This is a genomic window from Lysinibacillus sphaericus, from assembly GCF_006864135.1.
Taxonomy (GTDB): Bacteria; Bacillota; Bacilli; order Bacillales_A; family Planococcaceae; genus Lysinibacillus.
This window is the reverse complement of sequence record NZ_SADV01000022.1, coordinates 1-24,985: the sequence shown is the minus strand read 5'-3', so window position 1 is coordinate 24,985 and position 24,985 is coordinate 1. Positions and strand designations below refer to the sequence as shown.

Here is a 24,985-nt window from a genome sequence, read left to right as displayed (position 1 = left end):
AAAACTATGGTTATGACATTTGTGTTTGCATTTTTTGTAGGTGGCATTATTTGCGCCATAGGTCAATTATTAATGGATTTTGGTAAATTAACACCTGGACATACATTGAGTACTCTAGTCGTAGCTGGTGCAATTCTTGCCGGAATGGGTTTGTATGAACCACTCATTAATTTTGCTGGTGCCGGAGCAACTGTTCCTATTACATCTTTTGGAAATTCCTTAACGCAAGGTGCGATTGTTGAAGCGGAAAAACATGGGCTTGTAGGTGTGTTAACTGGGATGTTTGAGGTGACAAGCTCAGGAATCAGTTCTGCAGTTGTTTTTGGCTTTATCGGAGCATTAATATTTAAACCTAAAGGAAATGTTGATTAGACGAATACCCCACCCATTTTTACAACGCTAACATATGATAGGTTGTAGAAGGGAGGGGTATTTTTATGGGATATCAAGGCTGGGGTGCGCATCCGTATGGAGGGCATGCTGATGGTTGTTACGGAGGAGATTATGGAGGTTACTATGGCGGTCACCATGACGGTTGCTATGGCGGTTACTATGGTTACGGACACGGACATAGTTCAACATTTATCTTAATTGTTGTCCTATTCATTCTTCTGATCATTGTAGGTGCTGCTTGCATATAATTTGATTAACTTCTTTCAGCAGAAGTCTTCCACCATTATAGGTGGTGAGATGAATGCGGGTTTAGCTATTTTTCAGCGAATGTCCAAACATTTGCTGAAAGAAGTTCACTTAGGATGTTAGCCTAAAATCATCGTATCCATGCGATAACGGCTAACTGACCTGCATCGTGCAGGCCTAAGCACAAAGCAGATTCCGAACGCAATTATGCCGAGGCGAATTGATTGTGACAGTAGATAGAGGCTTTAGCTTTTCTTCAGAGTGCTCCATTTTCTGAATAAAGTTTAAAGCCTTCACTAGTTGTCATATGTTTCGTGCATGAGAACAACAGTAGGATTAAATTTGAATTTTAACTGATAGGAGGGGGAACATGAATCGCTCACTTTTTAATTCAATTGAACAAAAAACTGGAGTATCAATGGATGAAATCTTTGCTCTAGCAAATGAAATTCAACATGCTGATTTTAAAAATGAAAAACAAGTAAGAAAAATCGTACGACGCGTAAGTAAAATGTCCAAAAGACAAATTACACAAGAACTTGAAGATAAGTTAGTACAATCAATTATTCAAGATGGTAATTCACTAGATTTAGATAAAATTACAAAAATGATGAAATAACATGAATCTATTAGGCAAAGTAATATATCTAAAAGGTTGATTTAAATGGATTTTCATTTATAAATCAACCTTTAAAGCATTGTAGTGCAATAAAAAGGGTGTTACGAATGCTTCAGCATTTTCGTAACACCCTATTTGATCAAATATGCCTCGGCATAATTGCGTCCGTTCATAGAATGATTTCCGCTATTTCAGCGGATGTTTGGACACCTGGTGAAAACAAGCTTAAACCCGCATTCATCCCACCACATATAGAGGTGGAGAATCAGTAGCTGACGCTTTGTTTTTTGTAACAAGAAATATTTACCGAAAAAAGTTAAATTATTTTTTCCATAGCACGATGTGGGATACCAGCATCCATAAATTCAGGAGATGTTACCGTATAGCCAAGCTTTTCATAAAACGGAATAGCATAGCTTTGTGCATGAAGTTTTAGTTTTTTCTTATTAATTAAAATGGCGTGCTTCTCCATTTCCTTCATTATTAAAGCACCTAGTTTTTTGCCGCGTTGATCTTGTAAAATACAAACACGTTCAATTTTTGCGGCATCGTCCTCGATACTACGTAAACGTGCAGCACCTACAGGGGCATTGTCTTCATACATAATGAAATGCGTTGCAGATGCATCCCCAGCATCACATTCTAGATGAAGCGGCACACCTTGCTCTTCAACAAAAACTTGCTTGCGGACTGCAAACGCATCCTCATGTTCTTTTGTTGTTTCAACAATCTTTACGTTATACAGATTACTCAGCTCCAGTCAATCGGAAAGTTTCATATGTTGTCCACGAGCCGTCTTCCAATTGATATAAAAGATGAATGCGATCAATTGTATCTTTTTCGTCAACACCTGTCATACGTAATTGTCCAAAAATATCATCGTGCTCGGAATCTGTCATTTTTTGAGCAATAGTAATATGTGGTACAAATACGTGTTTTGACTCACCAAAAGGTACTTTTTCTTCTAGAGCTTGGTATAATGTTGTTAATTGTTCAGTTGGTTCAATACGGAAATAAATCGCATTTGTTGTTGGGAAAAATGAACTTATGCGTAATGCATGAATGTTTAAAGGTGCATATTTGGCAGCCAGCCCATCTAATTGTTTTACGACAGATTGAATATCTTCATCCGTAGCCTCGAAGCTGTCCTTTAATGTTATATGCGGAGTAATTTTCGCATAATGAGGATCGTAACGTTTTCGATAAGTATTCGCTAAATCTTGTAATTTTTTTGATGGAAATGCCACAATACCATATTTCATAGGCCATTACCTCCCGAAAATAAACAAATTTTAATTTAAGTATAACAGAAATTTCCGATTTCGTAATTTGAATCGTCTTAATTAATTAAAATTTTCAATTAATGCGCGGCGTAAATCAGGTTTCCAATATTTCCAAGTATGATTGCCATCGAATTCTTCATAAAATGTAGAAAATCCTTTGTTTATCATGAGATTATGAAGCTGACGATTTGGTGTTAAAAAATCTTTAATGGTTTTATCCATCGTGACAACTTTATCTTCTTCTTTACCGACAATATGATAAATGGAAATTGCACCTGGATCTTTAAAATTCCCTACAGCTTGCAAAACATCTTCATCAACATACGGTGATTGTAAAATAACCTTGCCAAAAATACTTGGGTATTTTAATGCGGCCATTAAAGAAGCGGTTGCAGCCATTGAGTCACCAATGACCCCTCGACTCATTCCCATTTGATATGTTGCATATTCAGCATCTAAATACGGCACAAGCTCATGAGCTAAAAAACGAAGGTATGCTTCATGTTGCTCTCCGCTTGGAATATATTTATGGCGCCGATCCTTAATGTCCTTATAAGGAACGAAGGCAATGATTAAATTTTCGATTTCATAGTCATCGATAAGTTCATCGGCAAGTTTTGTAATACCTCCAAGTTGGAAATAATCTTTTCCGTCTGATGCAATTAAAATATTATATTTATATAGTGGAGAATAATTTGCAGGAACATAAATATAGAGCTGTAATTCCTCCTGTAATGCTTCACTATAGAACTTTAAATCCTGTACAGTTCCCTTATCCAATGATGACACTCCTTCTCGTGTTTGTAACGAGATTGTACCATATACCCAAAGTAAAGGTATAATAGGTTGGGCTAGCACTATTCTAGCAATAAAATCGAAGTGAGGGATAGTTATGCATGATAAAAATACTCGCATACACTCTGATGAAGTAGCGAAGGCAGCTCAAGCTGCACTTATTCGTCGTGGTGTATCGTTAGAGGATATTGCAAAAATCGTTTATGAAATGCAAAAATCCTATAATAAAGGTTTAACGTTAGACCACTGTGTTCATTCTGTCGAGCGTGTATTACGAAAGCGTGAAGTTCAACATGCTTTATTAGTAGGGATTGAATTAGATGAACTTGCAGAGAAAAAGTTATTATCGGCACCATTACAGCAAATAATAGAATCCGATGAGGGTTTATTTGGTGTGGATGAAACAATCGCACTTGGATCTGTTTTTACATATGGTAGCATAGCAGTAACGACTTTCGGACACTTAGATAAGCAAAAAATAGGTATAATTAAGAAGTTGGATACAGAACCTGGACATCATGTAAATACGTTTTTAGATGATTTAGTTGGCAGTATTGCAGCTTCTGCCGCATCCCGTATTGCACATCGTATGCGTGACTTGGAAGAAGAGGGCGAGACATTTGCAGATATTGAACCCGAAGAGCTAGGACCAAAACCAAAATCACATCATGAGATTTAAAAAAGTAAATAACAGAGCCCCCTCAAATGAGGAGGGCACTGAAAAACTTACGTTTTCATAAAAGCGAACCTTTCTCAGATAAAAATAAGGCACTTCTTGTTCAATTTTGAACAGGAAGTGCCTTATTTCTGTCTCTATTCCTTATTTATTTTCGTTTAATAGCTTTAATATCCGTTTTAAATTGACAGCGAATATCGTTGTAGCACCTTGAATTTCCATGCCAAATAGACCCGCAGTCGATGCCGTATCGTACCCGTGTCCGTTTTTTAATTCACTATTCTTCGCTTCTACTTTGTAGCGATTTGCGGCTAATTGCTTAAATGCTTCCGTATTTTGAAATGCCTCTTGTTCGGCATGTGTATCCGACTTAATTGTGACAGAATATGTTTTACTTTTTGCGCCTTCTTTATAACAGCCATCTCTCATTGGACATACCTTGCATTTTTCAATGTCAAAATAATATGTCTGACTTTGACTCATACTCGTTCCTTTTTTACCCGTACGTGCTTTTGATTTGAAATCATCGGGGGCACCACCTGCACATTAGTTCTTTTATTATAAAGGAAAGCGTGACTAAAATAATAGTGTGATACATTGCGTTGTTTGGAGAAGCATCGCTCGACTCCTGCGGGAAAGCGAGACAGACGAGACCCCGCACGAAGCGAAGCGTAGGAGGAGGCTCGGCGCTCGCCCGCGGAAAGCGAGCGGAATGCTTCGGAAAACAACAGTAGAGTCACAGTGCCAAATGAAAAAAGCGAGGTATTCAACGATTTACTCGTTAAATACCTCGCGATGTGAGAAGATATAGACTTTTTCAGTGCCCTCCAAATGAGGAGGCTCTGCTTCTTTAATATGGCTATGAATTGTTTTGTATACTTGATAATTAATCGTTATAGGCTTTTAAATATTCTTGTACCTTTTTACTGTCTGCTTCAAGCTTTAACCCTGTATTAACTAGTGGTGAAACAGTGGATACAGCAGGTTTTTTATTGCCTTGATAATAGTTAATAAATTCCTCCTGATTAATAGAGTAAAGAATTGCTTTACGTAGGTCTACTGAATCTGATACAGCGCGACCAGATGTATTCAATTGTAGATATGATACGGCATTACTATCAGCAGTGTGTAACGTTAGTTTACTATCTGATTTGACAATGTCTAGCTTCGTCTCTGGTACTGACTGGAGAATATGAATTTCACCATTACGCAATGCTGATAAAGCACTATCGATATCAGCGATAAAACGAACATTAATTTTTGCAATCTTCGGTTCATATTCACTACCTACACGGTAAGCAGGATTTTTTACAAATTGTGCTTCATAATCATTTTTCTTCACAAGAATGTAAGGGCCACTAGCATAAAGTTGGTTGTTGTATGTTGCTGTGCCTTCCGTTACTGTAGTTTGATCACCATAGGCAATATCCTTATCTGGATCATAGCTTGCTACATCATATGTGTTAATGCTTGTTACTTGTTTTTTAGAAACGATACCACCAGATTGGTGTGCTAAATAATTTAACACTTGTGGGAATGGTGTTGGTGTTGTAATTTTAACAACTTGGTAAGCGCCAGCTCCATTATTAACAGTCCCTTTATCTTTTGCTAATTGCGTTACGGAAGCAGGGAGGTGTTGAGATAATGCATCGAGCACAGACTGCTCAGAGCCCGCAACTTTTTTCTTTTGTAATTCTGCTAAGTCAGAAACGATTTCGACTGTTTCAATATTTTCGTGAAGACTATATGTGCGATGGTCTGGCACTGATTTGGGATTTCTTGCACGATTTAATGAGAATACAACATCTTCTGCTGAAACTAATTCACCTGTATCAACAGCGGCACCGTCTTTTACAGCAGCGAAGTTAATATCATCACGTAAAATGAAATAATATTCTTGATTACCTTCAGCAATAGCATGATTGTAAGATAATGATCCATCAGAAACGACGTCGTCTGTATCTGTTAAGTTTACAAGTCGTACATACATATTCGTATTTAATGTATTAATAGAACCATCATTTCCTTTAATAGGATCAAGCGATGTTAACGAACTAATTGATTGATGTAAAATCAATGGTTCAGTTGCATTTTTAGATGCGTCATTGAATTCAATGCTTTCCCACACTTGCGCACGGGATTTTGGTAGATGTACTGTTTTTGGATTTACTAATTCGGAGTAAATGCCTTGATATTTATTTGAAATATATAACGGTGCAATATAAGCTTGATTGAATACTAAAAGCTGTTCTAATTCTTTATATTTTGCAGCAGCTTCATCACCTGTTAATGTACTTGCTTCGTCGATGAGAGCATCTAATTTTGAATCAGAAACAATACTATAGTCACCGCCCGTTTTAAATAAACCACGAACAGCATAATCAGGGTTTCCTGTTACTGTTGTCCAGCTTGAAAGTGCTAAATCATAATTGCCAGCCTCTTTTTGTGCTGAAAATGAACCATAATCGGGTTGAATATTTAGTTTAACATCAAAGCCATTTTTAACTAGCTGGTCACGAACAATATTCATATCTTCCTCAGAAGCGGCCATTCCTAAAACTTCAATTTCTTTTTTACCTTTGCCTTTTGAATCTTTACTACCTTCTACGTCAGTTTTTGTTTGTACGCAACCTGCTAATGCTAATACTGTAATAAATAAGAAGACAAGTAATTTTTTCATGTAAGAACCTCCGTTATTAATTTGATTTTGGATCTAAAGCATCTCGTAATCCATCACCTAAGAAGTTAAAGGAAAGAACGAGAAGCATAATACAAAGACCTGGGAAAATAGCGACATAGGAATGTGTTTCCAGGTACGTACTACCAACCTTAAGAATATTGCCCCATTCAGGAATGTGAGGCTCAATGCCGAGCCCTAAAAAACTTAAACTACTTGTTGAAATCACAGCACCACCAATGGTTAATGTTGCTTTGACAATCATCGGTGCTAATGAGTTAGGAACAATATGCTTGAAAATGATTGCTGCATCAGATGCTCCTAACGCTCTGGCTGATTCCACGAATTCAAAATTAGAGAGCTGCATGACATTAGCGCGCATAGTACGAGCATATGTTGGAATTGCTCCAACACTTAGTGCGATAATTAAGTTAATGGTATTGGCACCAAATGCTGCGATAATGGCAATTGCTAGTAAAATTCCAGGAATGGCATATAAAATATCAAGACTTCGCATGATTATGTTGTCAGTCGCTCTTCCGTAATAGCCTGAAAGTGCTCCAAGCGTACCGCCGATTAATGCAGGTATGATTGTTGAGAAAAGTCCGACAATAAGCGATATTTGTGCACCGAAAACAATGCGAGAAAATAAATCACGTCCGTAATTATCGGTGCCTAGTGGATATTCTAACGAAGGTGTTTGTAACAATGCTCCGTAGTTATTTTCAATAGCGAAGTCATAGTCAAATGTCCAAGAGCTTGTTACGGACAAAGAAAACATAAATACGATGAAAAATAACCCGAAGACGGCCATCGTATTGCGTGAAATCTTTCCTAAAATATTTTGCCATTTTTCAATTGTAGAAGGATTCGCCTTTCGAGCTTTTTGAATAAGGCTATACCCTAGCAATGTTGCAAATAGATTGCCGGTCAAAGAGGCAATAAGTAACAAAATACCAGGTAACAGCATCCATTTTGGCGCAGCCTCGGAAGTCACAAATTTTGTACATAGAAATAACATTACGCTATAAAAGAGTGCAAGGAGTAAGAAAAGACCCATTGCTAGTAAAAACGTATCTGTTACGTATGGTTTAAATAAGTTCAGTGCTGAAATACTGATAATAAAAAGCTGAGTGATCAATGCATAAGCTGCAAAAGTATATTCAGCTGTCTTACTTTTTGATATAAGCAAAAAAGCAAAAGATGTAGAAAAAATATTACCTGAAATAATTGTCAATAACAGTGGATAACCAAGTAATCGAGTGCTTTTTTGTATGCTACTATGGCTTGCTAAATCCTGTTTAATTCGTAAAGTTAGGAAACTAACATAAGCTGTGGTAATTGCATAAATGACGAAAAAGATCAGGACGATTGGTCGCCAGCTTTGACTAGAAAAATTATAGCTATAAGCTAGAAATAATAAAGAAAACAGTAAGGAAAAGACAAATGTAAAATGTGAATTGACATATTCCTGTGTAATCTTCAAAAGTAGTTTGACATGTAAGCTGTTTTTCACAGGTGATCCCCCTTTAAGACTTCTTCATTTTCGAGCGAATGCGTGGATCGAAAAAGGCATACAAAATATCGATGAATAAATTAACAATCGAAATTGTAATAGCAATATAGACGACCCCACCAAGGATAGCTGGAATGTCCGGAATAAACTGCTTGTCAACAATATAGCTACCAATCCCACTAATATTGAAAACTTTTTCTGTAACAGATGCCCCACCTAACATCCCACCAAATAGAAGTCCAATCACTGTAATAATAGGAATCATGGCATTGCGAATAGCATGCTTTGAAATCACTTTAAATTCATTCAAGCCTTTAGCTCTCGCTGTAATAATGTAATCCTCATGTATCACCTCGAGCATACTAGATCTTGTCATACGGGCGATAGAAGCCGTAATGGATGTGCCTAAAACAATGACTGGCATTATTAAAGATAGCCAGTTTTGAGGATTATAAGTAGCAGGGAACCATTGTAGCTTTAATGCAAACGTTAATATAAATATAAGTCCTTGCCAAAAGCTTGGAATGGATAATCCAATCAACGCAATAAACATAAATGTATAATCCACATATGAATTCGAACGAACAGCTGATATAATGCCGACCGGAATAGCAATAGCGATAGCCATTAAAAGTGATAGGATAGCTATTTCAAGTGTGACTGGAAATTTGTTTACAATACTATGTGTAATATTTTCTTTCCCTGCAAAGGAAGTACCTAAATCAAATGTGAATAGACCCGATAAAGCATTCCATAACTGAGATAAATATGGCAGATCCAAGTTATGAATATGATTAAAGTTAGTTATTTGCTCAGGCGTTGCCGTAACACCAAGTAAGTTTCTCGCTGGATCGAATGGTGACAAATACAAAATTGTAAAAACCAGTGTCGCGACACCTACAATAACAATGAAACTTTGTAGTATTCGTTCAATGACAAATTGCAGAAATGGATTCGCAAACAAGATAAGGACTACATAAAAAAACACAGCCGGTATAAAAGTAAGAATCACAAAGTTTTTATTTTTAAGTTGCTGACTAAAAAATTGTAAATAGGATTGGTTTGTTAAACCATCTTTCAATAAATCTTGCTCTATTAACTGCTGAATTTTTTTTTGTGCTAATTTCGAAGCAGTTTCCTGTAATTGTTTTTCTGACACACATTCATGAAAGAATTTTGCTTTGGCTAACTCTTGTTCAGCAAATTTAACTTGCCATTGTGTAAAGAAATCCTTTTCTTTGTAATACTGACTGCGTTGCACAAAAGCTTGACGGTATTGGTGTGAATGTTTTCTTCTCCTATAGGATAAGTATGTAAAAGGGTGTACTAAAATACTTAAAAGAATGAGTAGCGCATTGTAAAACTTGTGGTGCATGAGCTTTTGATAAACTGAAAAAAAGAATACATACTCCTTAGTTGAAGAATGACTTTTTGAAATATCCATGCATTTCCTCCAGACGTAAGTAAAATAATAGATTGTAAAACATATCAGCACACCATAGTTGCCAACTCATTTTTAGTAAGATTCTACTAAATGAATTGCAGGATGAGAGATTAAATATTATTATATTGTATAATTCCTATCAGTATTGTACAGTATGGATTATACTCGTGATTAAGTCAATCACAAAAATTACAAAAGGATGGATTGAATGAGTGAAAAGCTACTAGAAATCAGCAATCTTCGTGTTTCTTTTATGACGGGAGAGACAGAATTTGAAGCCGTTAAAGGCGTTAATTTTCATGTAAATAAAGGTGAAACACTCGGAATTGTAGGAGAGTCAGGTAGTGGGAAAAGTGTAACGGCTCGTTCCATTATGCGGCTATTACCATCACCACCTTCCTATCTAAAATCAGGAAATATTTTGTTTAAAGGGCAAGAGATTACTTCATTGAGCGAAAAACAACTGGAGGGAATTCGTGGACAAGATATTAGTATGATTTTTCAAGATCCAATGACATCCATAAATCCAACTATTCGTATTGGTGAACAAGTGGCTGAAAGTTTAATAAAGCATCAGTCGATGTCCAAAGCTGAGGCATATAAGCAAACAATAGAATTATTAAAGCTTGTAGGCATTCGAAATGCAGAAGAACGCTATAAACAATATCCGCATGAGTTTTCTGGAGGCATGCGCCAACGTGTTATGATTGCCATGGCACTGGCTTGCCGTCCGTCTTTACTAATCGCAGATGAACCGACTACAGCCCTTGATGTAACTATTCAAGCGCAAATTTTAAAATTAATGCGAGATATGCAAAAAAAGATGGGTACCTCCATCATATTAATTACACATGATTTAGGTGTTGTTGCTGGTATGTGCGATCGTATTATTGTTATGAAGAAGGGAGAGATTGTTGAGCAAGGTACAACAGAGGCGATCTTTGAAAATGCTCAACATCCATATACTAAAAAGCTATTGAATGCTTTACCAAAGCTCCATGAGAGGAAGCAGCCTAAACCAATTGCAAATGTACAGCTTGGGATAGATAAAAATAAACCATTAATCGAAGTGACACATCTTTCAAAGGAATTCGCATTAGGTCATGGGAAAAGGGTAAAGGCTGTCAATGATTTATCGTTCCATATATACCCAGGAGAAACATTAGGTTTAGTAGGCGAATCAGGCTCAGGAAAATCAACGACAGGCAGAACTATTTTACAGCTCCATCAGCCTACTAATGGGGAAGTCTTATATCAAGGTGTACCAATTACAAGACTAACGAAAAAACAGCTTAAAGCAATGCGTCGACATATGCAAATTATTTTCCAAGATCCATATTCCTCGTTAAATCCAAGAAAAAAAATAGTAGATATTATTGGGGAAGCTCTAGATATTCATAAACTAGTTAAAACGAATGAAGAACGTCAACAGCGTGTCGAGGAATTACTTGAACTTGTAGGCTTAAACAAAGAACATGCAATGCGTTATCCACATGAATTTTCAGGTGGACAACGACAACGTATTGGCATCGCAAGAGCTTTAGCAGTGGAGCCAAATTTTATTGTTTGTGATGAGCCACTTTCAGCACTTGATGTTTCTATTCAAAAGCAGATTGTAGACTTGTTAAAGGATTTACAGCAGCGTCTTGGATTGACTTACTTATTTATTGCTCATGATTTGTCTATGGTTAAACATATTAGCGATCGTGTAGCTGTTATGTATGGTGGGAAAATTGTAGAGCTTGCAGAAAGTGAGGAGCTGTACGCTAATCCTCTGCACCCATATACACAAGCTTTATTACACTCAATACCAATTCCAGATCCAGCGATAGAAAAGCAAAAATATATGGATACTGAAAATAAGGACATACAAACACACTATGAGATAGAAAATAGTCAGCTTGTTGAAGTATCTCCAAATCATTGGGTTGCTATTGCAACTACATAACTTGAATGTAGTAGCCTGTTATTTTACAATAGAAACATCGTGAAAACTTTAAGGACTTTTGATGAGTAAAAGATTCTTTTAGAAGCTTTCTTTGGGATGAATAGTTTGAGGACCTACTACATGAAAATGCAAGATATAAAAACGTTAATTACGAGTGGTGCAAACATTCTTGCTTTTGGTAGCTCACCAGCCCAAGAAAAGTTAATGCAACCCCGAATAACCATAAAAAACAGGAAATAAACGCTATGTAGAGTATATTAAAGCAATGATGGTTTAGCACTATAAAACTGTACATTAGTGAGTCTCCAAAATATACGTGTACACATTATAAATTTCGTTAAATAGGGATTTTGGCCATATCTTGTTTAATTAAATTTGTACGAAAGTGTATATTAACTGATGTAGAACCAAGTGTGAATTATATAGTTATTATGATCTTCGGTTATTGCAACTGAAGATTTTTTAATGAGTAGGGTAATACTATATAATTACTAGTGAAAAATTCTTCAGCTGACAACAAATCAAATTTATTTTGATAGTAGCGGACTATAATAGATTTAAATAAAGGATTAATAAAGGTTAGAAAAGAGGTATAAAAATGAGTGACAAAGATATAAAGACGTTAATCACTAGCGGAACAATTATTTTGGCTGTTGTATTGTATTTAATTTTCAAATGAATTTTCTGGTCTTCAGTTTATAATTAACTGGGGATTTTTGATTTTATGAATAGGTAGGATGGGAAGGCAATGTTGAAACTTATAAATAGCTGGAAGAAATCGGTGACAGAGGTATAAGGTCAGTTTATTACGGAAGTATTGTCTAACTTGAATTCTTAAAAAAGGGGGTATAGGAAAATAAATAATATATTTTATCTTTAAGAAAGTAGGATACTGATTTGAAAAAATTCTTTTTAGCTTTGTTCTTTTCTACATTGCTTTTAAGTGCATGTACGGAAGAAACTAACACAGATATTATCAAAACTGAAGATATACAAGGAATTGTAGCTTCAACGAAGGAAACTGCTGAAAAGCATGATGTGAGTAAATTTGAAGAATACGAACTACAAGACATAATTGATGGCGACACAATAAGAATAAAATATAAGGGTAGCTCAGAAAAAGTACGTTTTCTTCTTGTGGATACCCCTGAAACGAATCACGAAACGTTAGGGGAGCAACCTTATGGGCCAGAAGCTAAAGAATTTGTAAAGCAGCTACTAGCTGGTCAAGATAAGGTTTATTTAGAATTTGACGTTTCATATCGTGATAAATATAAAAGATTACTAGCATATATTTATACTAAAGATGGTATTAGTGTCCAAGAGCAACTATTGAAAAATGGATTAGCTCGCGTGGCCTATATTTATAATCCAAATACGAAGCATGTAGATTGGTTTAAATCTATTCAAAAAACTGCGCAAAAGGCTGCTATTGGCATTTGGTCAGTTGAAGACTATGTAACGAATCGTGGATACGATAAAGATGTATATTATGCTGCAAGAAAAGAAGGAAAGCAGTCTAACATAAATGAGGATAAATCGAATACTAATAACAACAAGGAAAGTTGTAAAATCAAAGGAAATATTAACTCCAAAGGTAACAAAATTTTTCATATGCCAGGGCAACGTGACTATGAGAATACAGTAGCAGAGGAGATGTTCTGTACGAAAGAAGAAGCAGAAGCTGCTGGGTTTATTCCTGCGAAGCAATAAATTAGTTTAATTATTTATAGTTAAAAATTAGGGACCACCAATCATATGGATTGGTGGTTATATTTTTACTTAGATTTACAATACCTATATTTTCCTTTTTCTGAAAGTCCAAATATGGTCTGTGTTTAACTTTGGTATACTTTGAGAACATACTTGCAGATGCATTTTGTTATTAGAGAGCATTCGCTCGGAGAAGTCCGCTCGTATAACACCAATAATTAAATTTAGTTTTGCTTCTCGCAGTTCTTTTTAATTGTAAAGCAAACTTCTCTTAAACAGTTATATATCGTTGGCGATATTCCAGTTACTTTTTTATACTATCTACAAAGTAAAATTCACCAACCGAACATATTGAAAGTCTTGTCAACAGTTTCACCGATATTTTGGTTACATAACTGAAGTATTCTTCTGTTTAACTTTGAAGTTTAGTATTTTATACATATTTATTGTTAATTTTACCAAATTCGTCCTGATAAATTGTTATAATAGCTTTATTAGAAATTTAAGATTTATAAATCCGATATTTTTTTTGATAAATTATTTTATGAAATGAAGTAGAGGTGAATAGTAGGTGAAGCAGGTGTTAGTCATTAAGAATGAACGGTCTTTAGCAAAGAAAATCGTAAGCGGCCTAAATCAAGAAGGCTATTTCATTTTAACACTTCACAATGAAAACAAAGGTTTAAATATAGTATATGAGCAAGATTGGGATATTATCATATTGGATTGGGATTCGTTAAGTCTATCTGGACCGGAAATTTGCAGACAAATACGGGTTGTTAAAACGACACCGATAATCATTGTGACCGACAATATGTCCAGCAAGGATTGCATAGCTGGATTACAAGCAGGAGCAGATGATTATATAAGAAAACCATTTGTGAAAGAAGAATTAGTAGCGAGGATAAAAGTTATTTTAAGAAGAGGGGACGGTATCCAGCCAAAAGACACTGATTTCTTTCGGTTTAAAGATCTCCTTGTTGATTCATCCCGTAATATTGTGACAAAGGATGGCGAAAATCTCCCGCTTACTAAACGCGAGTATGATTTACTTGTATTTTTAATCAAGAATAAAAATACAATATTAAGTCGTGAAATGCTTTTGAATCTGGTTTGGGGATATGACGTAGCAGTCAATCCAAATGTAGTGGATTTATATATTGGGTATTTAAGAAAAAAGATAAAGTGCGAGAAGAAAGACCGATATATTCAAACAATACATGGCAGGGGCTATTCAATGATTGAATAGTGTACAGTTTGTCACAGTAATTAATATTAAACATAATCGAAAAAACGAGTAAAAACAGTTTCAACTAGTTTTGCTCGTTTTTTTGTTCTATAAAATCTGATAACCAAACAGTTTCTGGAAGATAATGAAGAGAAGGAAACTATAAAAAGAATACTTCACGCATTACTTTCTTGTATCCAATATTTAATGTGAAAAATTAACTTTATTTATCATCTTACATTTTTCACAAGATTTTCACAGAATTAAAGACTATACTGTTTCACAGAACGGTTAAATGAAAATGATTATCAATAGCAATTGGGATGGCTAGCAATTACTATCCAATTCAATCTATAGACTTCATCATTTTCAAAATAAATTACATAATAAGGAGTATGTGTATGAAGAAATCTATGTTTTTAAAATTTGTTGGTATTATCGCAGTTTTGACATTGATGTTAGTAGCTTGTTCAGATTCAAGCAATAAATCTAATCAAGAGTCAAAGCCTAATGAAGATAATGGAAGTAAAGAAGTTGCTAAACCTGCTTCAGTTGAAATCACTGATGCCCACGGAACTGTTACTGTTCCTGTAAACCCAAAGAATGTAGTTGCTTTGGATAATAGAACTTTTGAAACTTTAGCTGATTGGAAAATTGAACTAGCAGCTGTTCCAAAGGATGTAATGCCTGCGGATTCACCATATGTAAGTGATGAATCAGTTCAAAATATTGGAAATCACCGTGAACCAAATCTTGAAATTATAGCGGCTGCAAACCCTGAACTTGTAATCGTCGGTCAAAGATTTGCTGATTATTACGAAGAAATCAAAAAGTTAGTGCCAAATGCAGTTGTTATTGATCTTAATGTAGATGTTTCTGAGGAAACTGCTACGCCTGGGGAAAACTTAGTAAATGGACTTAAAAATTCTACAATTGCTTTAGGGAAAATTTTCGATAAAAATGAAGAAGCTAAACAAGTGGTAGCTGATTTTGATAAAGTTATTGAAAATGCTAAATCTGCTTATAACGGAAAAGATAAAGTGATGAGTGTTATCGTTGGTGGTGGGGATATTGGTTTTGCAGCTCCTCATTCTGGACGTGTTTGGGGACCAATGTATGAAATTTTCGGTTGGGCACCAGCATTAGAAGTTGCCGATTCTACTTCAGATCATAAAGGTGATGAAGTTTCTGTTGAAGCTATTGCACAAAGTAATCCGGATTGGCTTTTCGTATTAGATCGTGATGCTGCAATATCTGGTGAAAAAGATTCAGTTCCTGCTCAGGATGTTATTGCTAACGCACCTGCTCTTCAAAAAACAACTGCTGTTTCTAAAAAACATATTATTTATGCACCTGCAGATACTTACACAAATGAATCAATTCAGACTTATATAGAGTTGTTTGAAAACCTTGCAAATACTTTAGCTAAGTAGTGTAAAGGAGTATAAAAAGTGCTGAAAAATGTAACTTCTAGGGTTGAGATAAATTCTCAACCCCAGTTTTATAACTACAATAAAATATGGACAAGACCTTTAATATTAACAATGATAGTTGTTATTATTTTAGGCATTATATCATTGTTTACTGGAGTTTATGATATACGTGGACAAGAGGATGGAATGGAGATGTTTTTCATAACTCGCGTTCCGAGAACAGTTGCATTAATGCTTACTGGAGCTGCAATGTCAATGTCAGGACTCGTAATGCAACTGATTACACAGAATCGTTTTGTTGAACCTACTACTACAGGGACTATTGAATGGTCAGGTTTAGGGCTGCTTTTTGTTTATTTATTATTTCCTGCCCCGACTTTAGTTCTAAGAATGACTGGTGCAATCATTTTTTCTTTTATAGGAACTATGATTTTCTTTTTATTTTTAAGAAGAGTTAAACTTCGTTCGTCTTTAATTGTCCCGATTATTGGATTGATGCTTGGAGCTGTCATTTCTGCGGTGTCCACTTTTATGGGACTCTTTTTTCAAATGACGCAAAGTATTGAAACTTGGTTTGTAGGTTCTTTTGCGGCTGTTCAGGTGGGAAGATATGAATATTTATGGCTAATTGTTATCGTTACTTTGTTTATTTTTATTTATGCTAATAGATTGACTTTAGCTGGGCTAGGAGAAGATGTCGCAACAAGCCTTGGCGTTAATTACAACAGGATTGTTCTTTTCGGTACTGTTCTCATTTCTTTTGCAGTTGGAATTGTTGCAGCTGTTATTGGAAACTTACCTTTCTTGGGTTTAATTGTCCCAAACATTGTTGCAATGTTTAGAGGCGATGATCTTAGGAGTAATCTACCTTGGGTATGTTTGATAGGAATGGGGACTATAACTGCCTGTGACATAATTTCTCGAACAATTATAATGCCTTTTGAAGTACCTGTTTCTTTAATACTTGGAACAGTGGGGTCAGTCGTGTTTATTACCATTTTATTGAGACAAAGAAAACCAAGGAGGCACCGATGAACACATTGGAAGATAGAAATAAAGAAAATGTCGAAATCGATTCTAGCCTTCATAATGAAAATAGATCAGCTAGGGCTTTTCGTTCTAAGAAGGAAGAAAGACGTTATTGGATTTTGCTAATAACATTGATTGCTTTGGGCATTCTTTCTTCATATGGACTTTTAGTTTATAACAATCCAGTTCCAGTAGATTCACCTTCTTTTATCCCGGTTGTTATGAGAAGGATAGTAGCTCTTGTGGCAATGATTATTGCTGCAGTTTGTCAGAGCTTGTCGACTGTTGCTTTCCAATCAATTACGAATAATAGGATTATTACTCCTTCACTTTTAGGTTTCGAAGCACTTTACTCAACAATTCATACTAGTACAATATTTTTCTTTGGTGCTAGTGCATTAATAAATTTTAGTGGAATTGGATCATTTTTATTTCAAGTTGTTGTTATGGTCTTGATGAGTTTGATTCTTTATGGATGGCTACTTTCTGGTAAATACGGGAATTTACAACTTATGCTTTTAGTTGGAATTATTATTGGCACTGGGCTAAATTCTGTGTCAACTTTCATGAGAAGACTACTTGCGCCTTCTGAATTTGATATTTTACAGGCAAGATTGTTTGGCTCTGTTAATAATGCGGATTCAGCCTATTTTCCTATTGTAATTCCTATGGTAATAATTGTAGCATTATTACTTCTTGCTCATACTAAGAATCTAAATATATTGTCACTAGGAAAGGATGTTGCTACTTCTTTTGGAGTTAAATATCAATCTAGTGTAATTTATACGCTTGTATTAGTTGCTATTTTGATGTCAATTTCAACAGCTTTGATTGGACCACTTACTTTCTATGGCTTTTTAGTAGCAACTTTGAGCTATCAGGCGGCGTCAACTTATGATCATAGATATATTTTTCCAATGGCTCTTGCTATAGGATTTTTGATATTAACGAGTGCATACTTTTTAATGTATCATGTATTCCATGCACAAGGTGTAGTTTCAGTTATTATCGAATTATTTGGTGGAATAATATTTTTAACTGTAGTTTTAAGGAAGAGGGCTTTATGATAAAAATTGATAATGTTAAAAAGTTCTATACTGATAAGGTAAAAATAGGACCTTTGGATATTGAAATACCAAAAGCGGGTTTTACTTCTTTAATTGGACCAAATGGCGCTGGAAAGTCTACGACACTTTTGATGATTGGAAGACTTTTGGATATGGAGGAAGGTCAAATTCAGGTGGCAAATATGGATATTTCCGGATCCAAATCAAAAGACTTAGCAAAAATTTTGACTATATTGCGGCAAGAAAATCATTTTGTGACTAGGCTTACTATTAGACAACTAGTTGGATTTGGACGTTTTCCTTATTCAAAGGGAAGATTAACTATAGAGGATGAGGTTATTATTTCTAAATATATCGATTTTTTAGACTTAACTGATTTAGAGAATAGATATTTAGATGAGCTTTCTGGTGGTCAAAGACAAAGGGCATATGTAGCGATGGTTTTGTGCCAAGAGACTGAATATGTACTTTTGGACGAGCCTCTGAACAACCTTGATGTTGCTCGTTCTGTTCAAATGATGGAGCATTTGAGACGTGCGGCTAATGAATTTGGAAGAACAATTCTGACTGTTATGCATGATATAAATTTTGCAGCCAAATATTCCGATAGAATTTGTGCTATGAAAGATGGACAAATTGCTGCTTTTGGTACAGTAGAAGAGGTTATGGATTCGAAAATTTTGACAGATATTTTCGAAACAAAAATAGAAATTATCGAAGGTCCTTATGGGCCACTCGCTGTTTATTAGTTACGAAATTTTTTAAAAAAGAAGCATTTCAAAAAATGAGTATGCCAAAAGACTAATAGAAAATTAAATTATTTGCTGTAGCTTGCACAGATCATAACAGCTACTCTAGTTGAAAGTTGCTGCCTGTATTTTACAGACAGCAACTTTTTTCAAATGCTATTGCTCTCGATAATGAATTGAAGTATGTCATAACGATGATCTTAATATACTCTGACGTTTTTCAAGGAGTAATTTTTTAAAAAAAGGATTATAAAACCAAAATAACATAACATTGACAGTCGATCGACCGTATAGTATCATTTTTATTCTTATTCGTTGCGAGAAAGGTGGATTGACTGTGTTAATTGAAAGTGTAATAGACCACATATCGAGCCTTAAAGGGTATTCATCTATAAAAAAAATCGAGAAAGGATACTCACCAGATAAAAAATACATAGTTACCGTCGGCCAAAATCAATACTTTATACGATTATCTGACATATCTAATTAAGGGGTCTCTCGAAAATTAATTCAAAATAGGCTGCGGAACCATATCCTTTAGTTGAAGGAGCGAAAATTTGAACAAATCTCCATCCGTCAGATGCGTATTGGTGAATTATATTTTGATAATCTTCTTTTGGTTTACTACCCCAAGCATTTAGTTCCACTTTAACGAAATGGTATTCGTACATTATTATCACCTCGAGAATTAGTTGACTTAGTTAATATACGAAGAAAGTAGAAGATAGTTTCATAATTGTTGATGTAGTTTATTGAACAATACGTAGACATTATACAGTTGTTTATTCAACAATCTGTCCACTTTATCATACGAACTTAACAATTGACCAAATGATTGCTATTCAACGCTATCATAAAATTGGCGTCAAGAATTTAAATAAATGAAATTACCGGTGAAGGGAGAATAATTGGGGATTTGTGGTATTATATAGTGAGCGAAGAAACAGAATAAAATTTTCCAACGAGCTTCGCAAACAATTGAAATTACCAATAGAGGGTCCTGCCGACAAAATGCTACAGACCTAATTACTGTAAGACACTTTTTGGAAGGATAAATCAGTTCCTATTTTTATAGAATAGGCTGAAATGGTATTTACTTGGGTTATAGTAACAGCTAGGTTTTAATAGCTGAGAATTAAAAGGAGAGATTTCATTATTTATGTTTAAAAATTTTTTTGGAAAGTGCTTAGTAACTTTTTTTGTTTTACTTTTACTTATTCCTGTTTTTACAAATCAAAAGGCTACAGCTAATTCACTACCTCAAAATGAAATGCGTGCAGCCTGGATTGCAACAGTATCTAATATTGATATGAAGGCAGGTATGAGTAAAACCCAATATACTCAATGGGTTCAAAGTACCTTAGACAAATTAAAAGCTGATAACTTTAATACAGTTATTTTTCAAGTTAAGCCATTAAATGATGCACTGTACCCGTCTAAGCTTGCTCCATGGTCATCGTATATAACAGGCAATACACAAGGGACCAATCCGGGTTTTGATCCATTGCAAATAATGCTGGACGAAGCACATAAGCGAGGATTAGAACTTCATGCTTGGGTAAACCCATATAGGGTCACTATGCCTTCGCAATCTTTGACTAATCTTGCTGCCGATAATGTAGCCCGTAAAAATTCTAATTGGGTAGTGAAATACGGTAAACAATACTATTTAGATCCTGGTTTGCCGGAAGTTCAAAATTACTTATTATCAACCATAGAAGAATTAGTAAGCAACTATGATATCGACGCTGTACATATGGATGATTACTTCTATCCTTATAAAATAAAAGGAGAGACTTTTCAAGATCAACAAACTTTTAAAAAGTATGGTGGCTCATTCAATAATATTGAAGACTGGCGCAGAAATAATGTTAATCAATTAGTAAAAAAGGTTTATGCAAGCATTAAGGCAATTAAACCTCATGTTCAATATGGAATATCTCCGTTTGGAATTTGGCGAAACAAAGGGCAAGATTCTACTGGTAGTAACACGAATGGAATGAGTAACTACGATGATCTTTATGCTGATACAAGACAGTGGATTAAAGATGGAAGTATCGATTATATTGCTCCTCAAATCTATTGGTCCAGAAATCATAAAGCAGCAAATTACTCTGTTTTATTAGATTGGTGGGGAAGAGAAGTTCAAACGTACGCAAAAGTCCATCCTGTTAATTTATATATTGGCATGGCCAATCATAAAGTTGGAAATGATTCTGATACTGCATGGAATAATAAGACGGAACTTATCAGCCAAGTAATCGCCAACAGAGCAAATAAAAATGCTCAAGGACAAATGCATTTTTCTCTAAGAAGTATTAACAATAACGCTCTTGGATATGCTTCTTATCTAAATCAGCAACTATACAATTATAAAGCTTTAACACCTACAATTTATTGGAAAGGCTCTGCAATACCTTTATGTCCAACTGATGTTAAATTGAGTAAAGAGTCTTTCGGCATGAAGCTTACTATTACAGATGAAAATAGTACTCAATCAAGGAAATATGTAATATACCGATTTGATGGAACAAAAGAAGGATCATATGAAGACGTTAAAAATATAGTAGACGTGGTTTATAACACACAAGGTAATACTGTTTATGTAGATACTATTGCAAATAATAGTAAAGTATACACATATGGTATAAAGTCTATATCTGCTACAGGTGTGGAAAGTAAAACTGCTTTTGTTCTAAAAGACGGAAATCCTTACCAGTAGCAATAGAGCCAACACCTGAAGGGCCAGAGCAACCAGAAAAACCTGTAGATCCAAGCCTATTGGTAGAAAATAATCGATCTTTTTTATAAAAACCAATCTTAAATTTGAGGGATAAGAATCCATTTTGATCAATCTTTTTCAAAATGGATTCTTTTTTTTATCGTAAAATGCTGGTTTGTGAAGAATTTTTGATCAAACTTTATTTTAAAGCAACACAATCGGGCGCGATTGTTGTATAAGCGTCACAGTTCTTATTAAACTAACAGAGGCTTTACTTGAAGATCATTGAGTGGCATATGCAGCTCTTTTTTCTTTATTGAACTAACGGGGCAGCACTGAAATTAACATTACATTTCAAAAGAGGTAATAATACCCTTTTGTTGTGTGGTTATTATGATAATATTGGTGGGAATGGAAAGTAATAATACTATTAAGAAAGTAGGAATTGAATGATTTATGAAGCGAATAACGAAGTAAGAAAAAAATTAGTACCTATGTTTGAAAATATTGATAGCACTATTGTTCTTTCATATCTCCAAGGCCATATGGGAACAGCTTGGGTGGATAACCTTGAGAATCCAACAGTTGCCCAGATAACTGTGGGGATTTTTGTGTTTTATGCTGGCGATCCCAATACTAAGGAAGCTGAGGAATTGCTTTATAATCTCCCCGAATTCACACTTGCAATTGTTGATTCAGATGAATGGAAAAATAGAATAGAAACTGTCCATAATGGTGCGATTGAGAAATTTGAACGATACAGATTTAAAAAGGATCCAGAGCATTTCAATAGAACACATTTACAGAACATATTGACTTCATTACCGGAAGATTATGAAATTAAGAAGGTTGATAACAATATAGTAAATTTACCGTCTTTCCATGAGCTATCCGAAGACTTCGTTAGTCAATTTGATTCTATTGATGATTTTGTCAATAGAGGTGTGGGTTATGCAATAATACATGAGGGACAAGTTGTTTGTGCGGCGACATCTTTTAGTATATATGATGATGGCATAGAGATTGAAATTGCTACACATCCTCAATATAGAAGAAAAGGTTTAACAACTATCACAGCCTCTGCCTTGATATTATATTGTCTAGATAGAGGGCATTACCCTAGTTGGGATGGAGCGAATTCAGAATCTGCCGAATTAGCCAAAAAGTTGGGTTATATATTTAAAGAATCTTATGATACCTATTTTATTAATAATATAAAGTAGTTTGTGAAGAAAATGTACTTAAAGTAACGGGTGCTTTAATTGAAGACCATTGAGCTGCTTAGACAGCTCTTTTTTTCTTATTGTACTAACGGTGCAGTTTAGTTGAAGAGTGTTGTTTAACTTATAGGCCATACTATCAGCCTTTTATGAAATGTTACAAAACGACGCTTTGGGAAGCTAAATACTATTGAAAAAACAACCCGAAAATTGGTATGATAAACAATATATCGAAAAAGTTGGTGTAACGAATGCTGAAAAAAATATTATTTACAATTACATTTGCACTTACTTTATTTATTTCTGTTTTTATAGCAAATAAAATTTTCCCTAATAATGATATACGATTTATTTTAATTGGCATTAGTTTTACGATTATTTTCGGGTTTTCTCAATACTTAAATGAAAAATGGTTTACTAATAAAGAATAAATTAGTATTAACTTTTAAACCTATATCACATAATCCGTAGAATAATTTCTGCAATGAATATTTATAAGATTTACATTTAAAAAACGTTCCAAAATCAAAGTTTGGAGACGAACTCAAAGGCCACTAATGTTGTTAGATCAACGTTCGTGGCTTTTCTTATGAACATTGTTTATGCGTTGTTTTATGTGCTTTTGTTAAAAGTCAGTCATAGCAAAGGTTTTGAAGTATTTGAAGTGATTTTGCACCATCGTCTTTGATGAATAAAATCGTGTATAAATTGAAGTCCTATCGTTGTAAATCCGCATAAGTCTGACGAGTCCCCTTATTGTGCTAACGGGTGCTTTACTTGAAGTTCATTGAGTTGCATAGGCAGCTCTTTTTTTTATTGAATTAACGGGGCAGTTTAGTTAAATAAGGGGTATAGGTGGAAATGAAATCCATTGTCTAATATGTCGTTACATATTTGAGAGGGATGTGATTCTGATAAAAAAAGTAATACTAATATTGCTATGTTATTTTTAACTGGCTGTGCTGAGATGGCTGATTATACAATCGATTTAGAAAATGGATATCGAATTGACCGACTATCAGCTCATCAAATCGCAATCTATGGAGATAAGTCTGTACAATCTGATGATGAAACAATTGTAAATTATTTGTATGTTCCAGCTAAAGTGACAGATATTTGGTGGAACAAAGATTATATAGTTACTGAACAAATAGTATCTTTTTTACGAAAAAAAAGATTGAGTTGAGCGTCTGCTTTTGAAATAATTGGTACTAATCAATATGTTATTAATGGAATAAGATTCATTAGAAAAAGAATTTTTAAAATATAGGAGGGTCGCCCATGGATAAAAATGAATTAATCTCACTATTCCACAAAGAACTTCGACAAGAGGCTCAAGTAAAAGGTTACATAAGAGAGGAAACAGAGCATGTCGTGCGTCACGTTTCACAGTTTGGTGAAAAAGGGTTCATTGTCTCATCTAATGTAAACGAAGGCGATGTAAGAGAAATTATTAAGAACGAGTTAAACTATTTTAGTAACCTTGAGCAGGATTTTGAGTGGAAGGTGTATAACTACGACAAGCCTGATAGTTTGAAAGATATTCTTGAACAAGAAGGATTCACAATAGAAGATCCTGAAGCACTAATGGTCATGAAGTTAGATGAACAGCATCCCTTGCTTAATAATGACCAACACTTCAATTTAAAGGAAATAACGGATGAACAAGGCATTCAAGACATTATTGTTCTAGAAGATGCCATCTGGAATGTACCGCATGCTGAGCTGGGAGAAAGACTTTGGAGAGATAAACAGAATAATCCTGAATCCCTATATCTTTATGGAATTTATGAAGATGGTCAGCTTGTAAGTGCAGCTTGGATATACTTGGAGAAAAACTCCTCCTTTGCCAGCTTGTGGGGAGGTTCAACACTACCGTTGTTCCGAGGAAAAGGTTATTATACAGCACTTTTAGCTACTCGTGCAAAAAAAGCATATGAAAATGGGCATCCTTTCCTTACTGTTGACGCCAGTTCAATGAGTAGGCCTATCCTAGAAAAGTGTGGTTTTCTATGTCTTGCATACTCTTATGGCTGCCAGTCACCTTCTACCAAGTAGTAGAGCCTCTTATTAGAAAACTAGCTAATAGAAGCTCATGTGTTATTCCGTTAAAGGGTGCGATTGTGGAATAAGCGTTTCTTTTCTTATTCAACTAAACCAGCTAATAGAATGTCAAGAAAAACATTGATAATCAAAAAACACTTCATGTTATACTAAAAATGCGCAA

Annotated in this window: 22 protein-coding genes and 1 pseudogene; 15 read left to right on the top strand and 8 right to left on the bottom strand. The window is 34.9% G+C overall.

The window, feature by feature from the left end; all coding sequences use genetic code 11:
* Positions 1-12 precede the first annotated feature (12 nt).
* From spoVAE to C7Y47_RS19390, 3 genes are all read left to right on the top strand, one after another.
* On the top strand, positions 13-372 hold the full coding sequence (spoVAE, locus tag C7Y47_RS19400) for a stage V sporulation protein AE (protein WP_402882377.1): 360 nt from the start codon (positions 13-15) through the stop codon (positions 370-372).
* A 65-nt stretch (positions 373-437) separates the two neighbouring features.
* The gene (locus tag C7Y47_RS26000) at positions 438-641 is read left to right on the top strand and encodes a YjcZ family sporulation protein (protein ID WP_142510253.1); all 204 of its coding nucleotides are present in this window, start codon (positions 438-440) and stop codon (positions 639-641) included.
* Between the two features lie 368 nt (positions 642-1,009).
* Positions 1,010-1,258 (top strand): stage VI sporulation protein F, encoded by a 249-nt coding sequence (locus C7Y47_RS19390; protein WP_132363905.1) that lies wholly within the window; start codon positions 1,010-1,012, stop codon positions 1,256-1,258.
* A gap of 316 nt (positions 1,259-1,574) precedes the next feature.
* Here the strand turns inward: C7Y47_RS19390 and C7Y47_RS19385 are convergent, their stop codons facing one another.
* The 3 genes from C7Y47_RS19385 to C7Y47_RS19375 all read right to left on the bottom strand — a co-directional run bounded on the left by C7Y47_RS19385 (position 1,575) and on the right by C7Y47_RS19375 (position 3,321).
* Positions 1,575-2,003 carry a GNAT family N-acetyltransferase gene (locus C7Y47_RS19385; protein ID WP_142510252.1) on the bottom strand — a complete coding sequence of 143 codons (429 nt, stop codon included), beginning with the start codon at positions 2,001-2,003 and terminating at the stop codon, positions 1,575-1,577.
* A 1-nt stretch (position 2,004) separates the two neighbouring features.
* On the bottom strand, positions 2,005-2,520 hold the full coding sequence (locus C7Y47_RS19380; RefSeq protein WP_142510251.1) for a YjcG family protein: 516 nt from the start codon (positions 2,518-2,520) through the stop codon (positions 2,005-2,007).
* Between the two features lie 81 nt (positions 2,521-2,601).
* Positions 2,602-3,321: an alpha/beta hydrolase gene (locus C7Y47_RS19375; protein WP_142510250.1), complete on the bottom strand. Its 720-nt coding sequence runs from the start codon at positions 3,319-3,321 to the stop codon at positions 2,602-2,604.
* Between the two features lie 112 nt (positions 3,322-3,433).
* On the opposite strand from C7Y47_RS19375, the gene C7Y47_RS19370 reads away from it, so the two are divergent.
* On the top strand, positions 3,434-4,015 hold the full coding sequence (locus C7Y47_RS19370) for a phosphatidylglycerophosphatase A family protein (RefSeq protein ID WP_142510249.1): 582 nt from the start codon (positions 3,434-3,436) through the stop codon (positions 4,013-4,015).
* A 141-nt stretch (positions 4,016-4,156) separates the two neighbouring features.
* On the opposite strand, the pseudogene C7Y47_RS19365 reads toward C7Y47_RS19370, so the two are convergent.
* From C7Y47_RS19365 to C7Y47_RS19345, 4 genes and pseudogenes are all read right to left on the bottom strand, one after another.
* Positions 4,157-4,525, bottom strand: a pseudogene (locus C7Y47_RS19365) (transposase); the annotation flags it as partial.
* 373 nt (positions 4,526-4,898) lie between these two features.
* Positions 4,899-6,692: an ABC transporter substrate-binding protein gene (locus C7Y47_RS19355; protein WP_142510248.1), complete on the bottom strand. Its 1,794-nt coding sequence runs from the start codon at positions 6,690-6,692 to the stop codon at positions 4,899-4,901.
* 16 nt (positions 6,693-6,708) lie between these two features.
* Positions 6,709-8,205, bottom strand: a complete 1,497-nt coding sequence (locus C7Y47_RS19350; RefSeq protein WP_142510247.1) for an ABC transporter permease — start codon at positions 8,203-8,205, stop codon at positions 6,709-6,711.
* 13 nt (positions 8,206-8,218) lie between these two features.
* Positions 8,219-9,649 (bottom strand): ABC transporter permease, encoded by a 1,431-nt coding sequence (locus C7Y47_RS19345; protein WP_142510246.1) that lies wholly within the window; start codon positions 9,647-9,649, stop codon positions 8,219-8,221.
* A 208-nt stretch (positions 9,650-9,857) separates the two neighbouring features.
* On the opposite strand from C7Y47_RS19345, the gene C7Y47_RS25995 reads away from it, so the two are divergent.
* From C7Y47_RS25995 to C7Y47_RS19305, 7 genes are all read left to right on the top strand, one after another.
* Entirely contained in the window at positions 9,858-11,597 is a 1,740-nt protein-coding gene (locus C7Y47_RS25995; protein ID WP_142510245.1) for an ABC transporter ATP-binding protein, read from the top strand.
* Positions 11,598-12,494: 897 nt separating this feature from the next.
* Positions 12,495-13,310: a thermonuclease family protein gene (locus C7Y47_RS19330; RefSeq protein WP_142510244.1), complete on the top strand. Its 816-nt coding sequence runs from the start codon at positions 12,495-12,497 to the stop codon at positions 13,308-13,310.
* Positions 13,311-13,881: 571 nt separating this feature from the next.
* Positions 13,882-14,559, top strand: a complete 678-nt coding sequence (locus tag C7Y47_RS19325) for a response regulator transcription factor (RefSeq protein ID WP_142510243.1) — start codon at positions 13,882-13,884, stop codon at positions 14,557-14,559.
* Between the two features lie 380 nt (positions 14,560-14,939).
* Complete coding sequence (locus C7Y47_RS19320) at positions 14,940-15,971, top strand: siderophore ABC transporter substrate-binding protein (RefSeq protein ID WP_142510242.1); 1,032 nt, start codon at positions 14,940-14,942, stop codon at positions 15,969-15,971.
* Positions 15,972-15,989: 18 nt separating this feature from the next.
* Positions 15,990-17,006: an ABC transporter permease gene (locus C7Y47_RS19315; RefSeq protein WP_142510241.1), complete on the top strand. Its 1,017-nt coding sequence runs from the start codon at positions 15,990-15,992 to the stop codon at positions 17,004-17,006.
* Positions 17,003-18,067: an iron chelate uptake ABC transporter family permease subunit gene (locus tag C7Y47_RS19310; RefSeq protein ID WP_142510240.1), complete on the top strand. Its 1,065-nt coding sequence runs from the start codon at positions 17,003-17,005 to the stop codon at positions 18,065-18,067. The genes C7Y47_RS19315 and C7Y47_RS19310 overlap by 4 nt, the downstream gene beginning before the upstream one ends.
* Positions 18,064-18,816, top strand: coding sequence for an iron ABC transporter ATP-binding protein (locus tag C7Y47_RS19305; protein WP_132363875.1), 753 nt, complete (start codon positions 18,064-18,066; stop codon positions 18,814-18,816). The genes C7Y47_RS19310 and C7Y47_RS19305 overlap by 4 nt, the downstream gene beginning before the upstream one ends.
* Before the next feature lie 482 nt (positions 18,817-19,298).
* Here the strand turns inward: C7Y47_RS19305 and C7Y47_RS19295 are convergent, their stop codons facing one another.
* The gene (locus C7Y47_RS19295; RefSeq protein ID WP_054770066.1) at positions 19,299-19,487 is read right to left on the bottom strand and encodes a DUF4177 domain-containing protein; all 189 of its coding nucleotides are present in this window, start codon (positions 19,485-19,487) and stop codon (positions 19,299-19,301) included.
* A 488-nt stretch (positions 19,488-19,975) separates the two neighbouring features.
* Here C7Y47_RS19295 and C7Y47_RS19290 point away from each other — a divergent pair, with 488 nt between their 5' ends.
* The 4 genes from C7Y47_RS19290 to C7Y47_RS19275 all read left to right on the top strand — a co-directional run bounded on the left by C7Y47_RS19290 (position 19,976) and on the right by C7Y47_RS19275 (position 24,816).
* Complete coding sequence (locus C7Y47_RS19290) at positions 19,976-21,538, top strand: glycoside hydrolase family 10 protein (RefSeq protein WP_142510239.1); 1,563 nt, start codon at positions 19,976-19,978, stop codon at positions 21,536-21,538.
* A 449-nt stretch (positions 21,539-21,987) separates the two neighbouring features.
* Complete coding sequence (locus C7Y47_RS19285) at positions 21,988-22,761, top strand: GNAT family N-acetyltransferase (RefSeq protein WP_142510238.1); 774 nt, start codon at positions 21,988-21,990, stop codon at positions 22,759-22,761.
* Between the two features lie 964 nt (positions 22,762-23,725).
* Positions 23,726-23,944: a hypothetical protein gene (locus C7Y47_RS19280; RefSeq protein WP_142510237.1), complete on the top strand. Its 219-nt coding sequence runs from the start codon at positions 23,726-23,728 to the stop codon at positions 23,942-23,944.
* A gap of 95 nt (positions 23,945-24,039) precedes the next feature.
* The gene (locus C7Y47_RS19275; protein ID WP_142510236.1) at positions 24,040-24,816 is read left to right on the top strand and encodes a GNAT family N-acetyltransferase; all 777 of its coding nucleotides are present in this window, start codon (positions 24,040-24,042) and stop codon (positions 24,814-24,816) included.
* Positions 24,817-24,985: the final 169 nt, after the last annotated feature.

What these genes read in the sequence shown, in the direction of transcription:
- spoVAE (WP_402882377.1), top strand. Translation starts at nt 13, where the DNA reads ATGACATTTGTGTTTGCATTTTTTGTAGGTGGCATTATTTGCGCCATA.
- C7Y47_RS26000 (WP_142510253.1), top strand. Translation starts at nt 438, where the DNA reads ATGGGATATCAAGGCTGGGGTGCGCATCCGTATGGAGGGCATGCTGAT.
- C7Y47_RS19390 (WP_132363905.1), top strand. Translation starts at nt 1,010, where the DNA reads ATGAATCGCTCACTTTTTAATTCAATTGAACAAAAAACTGGAGTATCA.
- C7Y47_RS19380 (WP_142510251.1), bottom strand. Translation starts at nt 2,520, where the DNA reads ATGAAATATGGTATTGTGGCATTTCCATCAAAAAAATTACAAGATTTA.
- C7Y47_RS19370 (WP_142510249.1), top strand. Translation starts at nt 3,434, where the DNA reads ATGCATGATAAAAATACTCGCATACACTCTGATGAAGTAGCGAAGGCA.
- C7Y47_RS19355 (WP_142510248.1), bottom strand. Translation starts at nt 6,692, where the DNA reads ATGAAAAAATTACTTGTCTTCTTATTTATTACAGTATTAGCATTAGCA.
- C7Y47_RS19345 (WP_142510246.1), bottom strand. Translation starts at nt 9,649, where the DNA reads ATGGATATTTCAAAAAGTCATTCTTCAACTAAGGAGTATGTATTCTTT.
- C7Y47_RS25995 (WP_142510245.1), top strand. Translation starts at nt 9,858, where the DNA reads ATGAGTGAAAAGCTACTAGAAATCAGCAATCTTCGTGTTTCTTTTATG.
- C7Y47_RS19320 (WP_142510242.1), top strand. Translation starts at nt 14,940, where the DNA reads ATGAAGAAATCTATGTTTTTAAAATTTGTTGGTATTATCGCAGTTTTG.
- C7Y47_RS19310 (WP_142510240.1), top strand. Translation starts at nt 17,003, where the DNA reads ATGAACACATTGGAAGATAGAAATAAAGAAAATGTCGAAATCGATTCT.
- C7Y47_RS19305 (WP_132363875.1), top strand. Translation starts at nt 18,064, where the DNA reads ATGATAAAAATTGATAATGTTAAAAAGTTCTATACTGATAAGGTAAAA.
- C7Y47_RS19295 (WP_054770066.1), bottom strand. Translation starts at nt 19,487, where the DNA reads ATGTACGAATACCATTTCGTTAAAGTGGAACTAAATGCTTGGGGTAGT.
- C7Y47_RS19290 (WP_142510239.1), top strand. Translation starts at nt 19,976, where the DNA reads ATGTTTAAAAATTTTTTTGGAAAGTGCTTAGTAACTTTTTTTGTTTTA.
- C7Y47_RS19285 (WP_142510238.1), top strand. Translation starts at nt 21,988, where the DNA reads ATGATTTATGAAGCGAATAACGAAGTAAGAAAAAAATTAGTACCTATG.
- C7Y47_RS19280 (WP_142510237.1), top strand. Translation starts at nt 23,726, where the DNA reads ATGGCTGATTATACAATCGATTTAGAAAATGGATATCGAATTGACCGA.
- C7Y47_RS19275 (WP_142510236.1), top strand. Translation starts at nt 24,040, where the DNA reads ATGGATAAAAATGAATTAATCTCACTATTCCACAAAGAACTTCGACAA.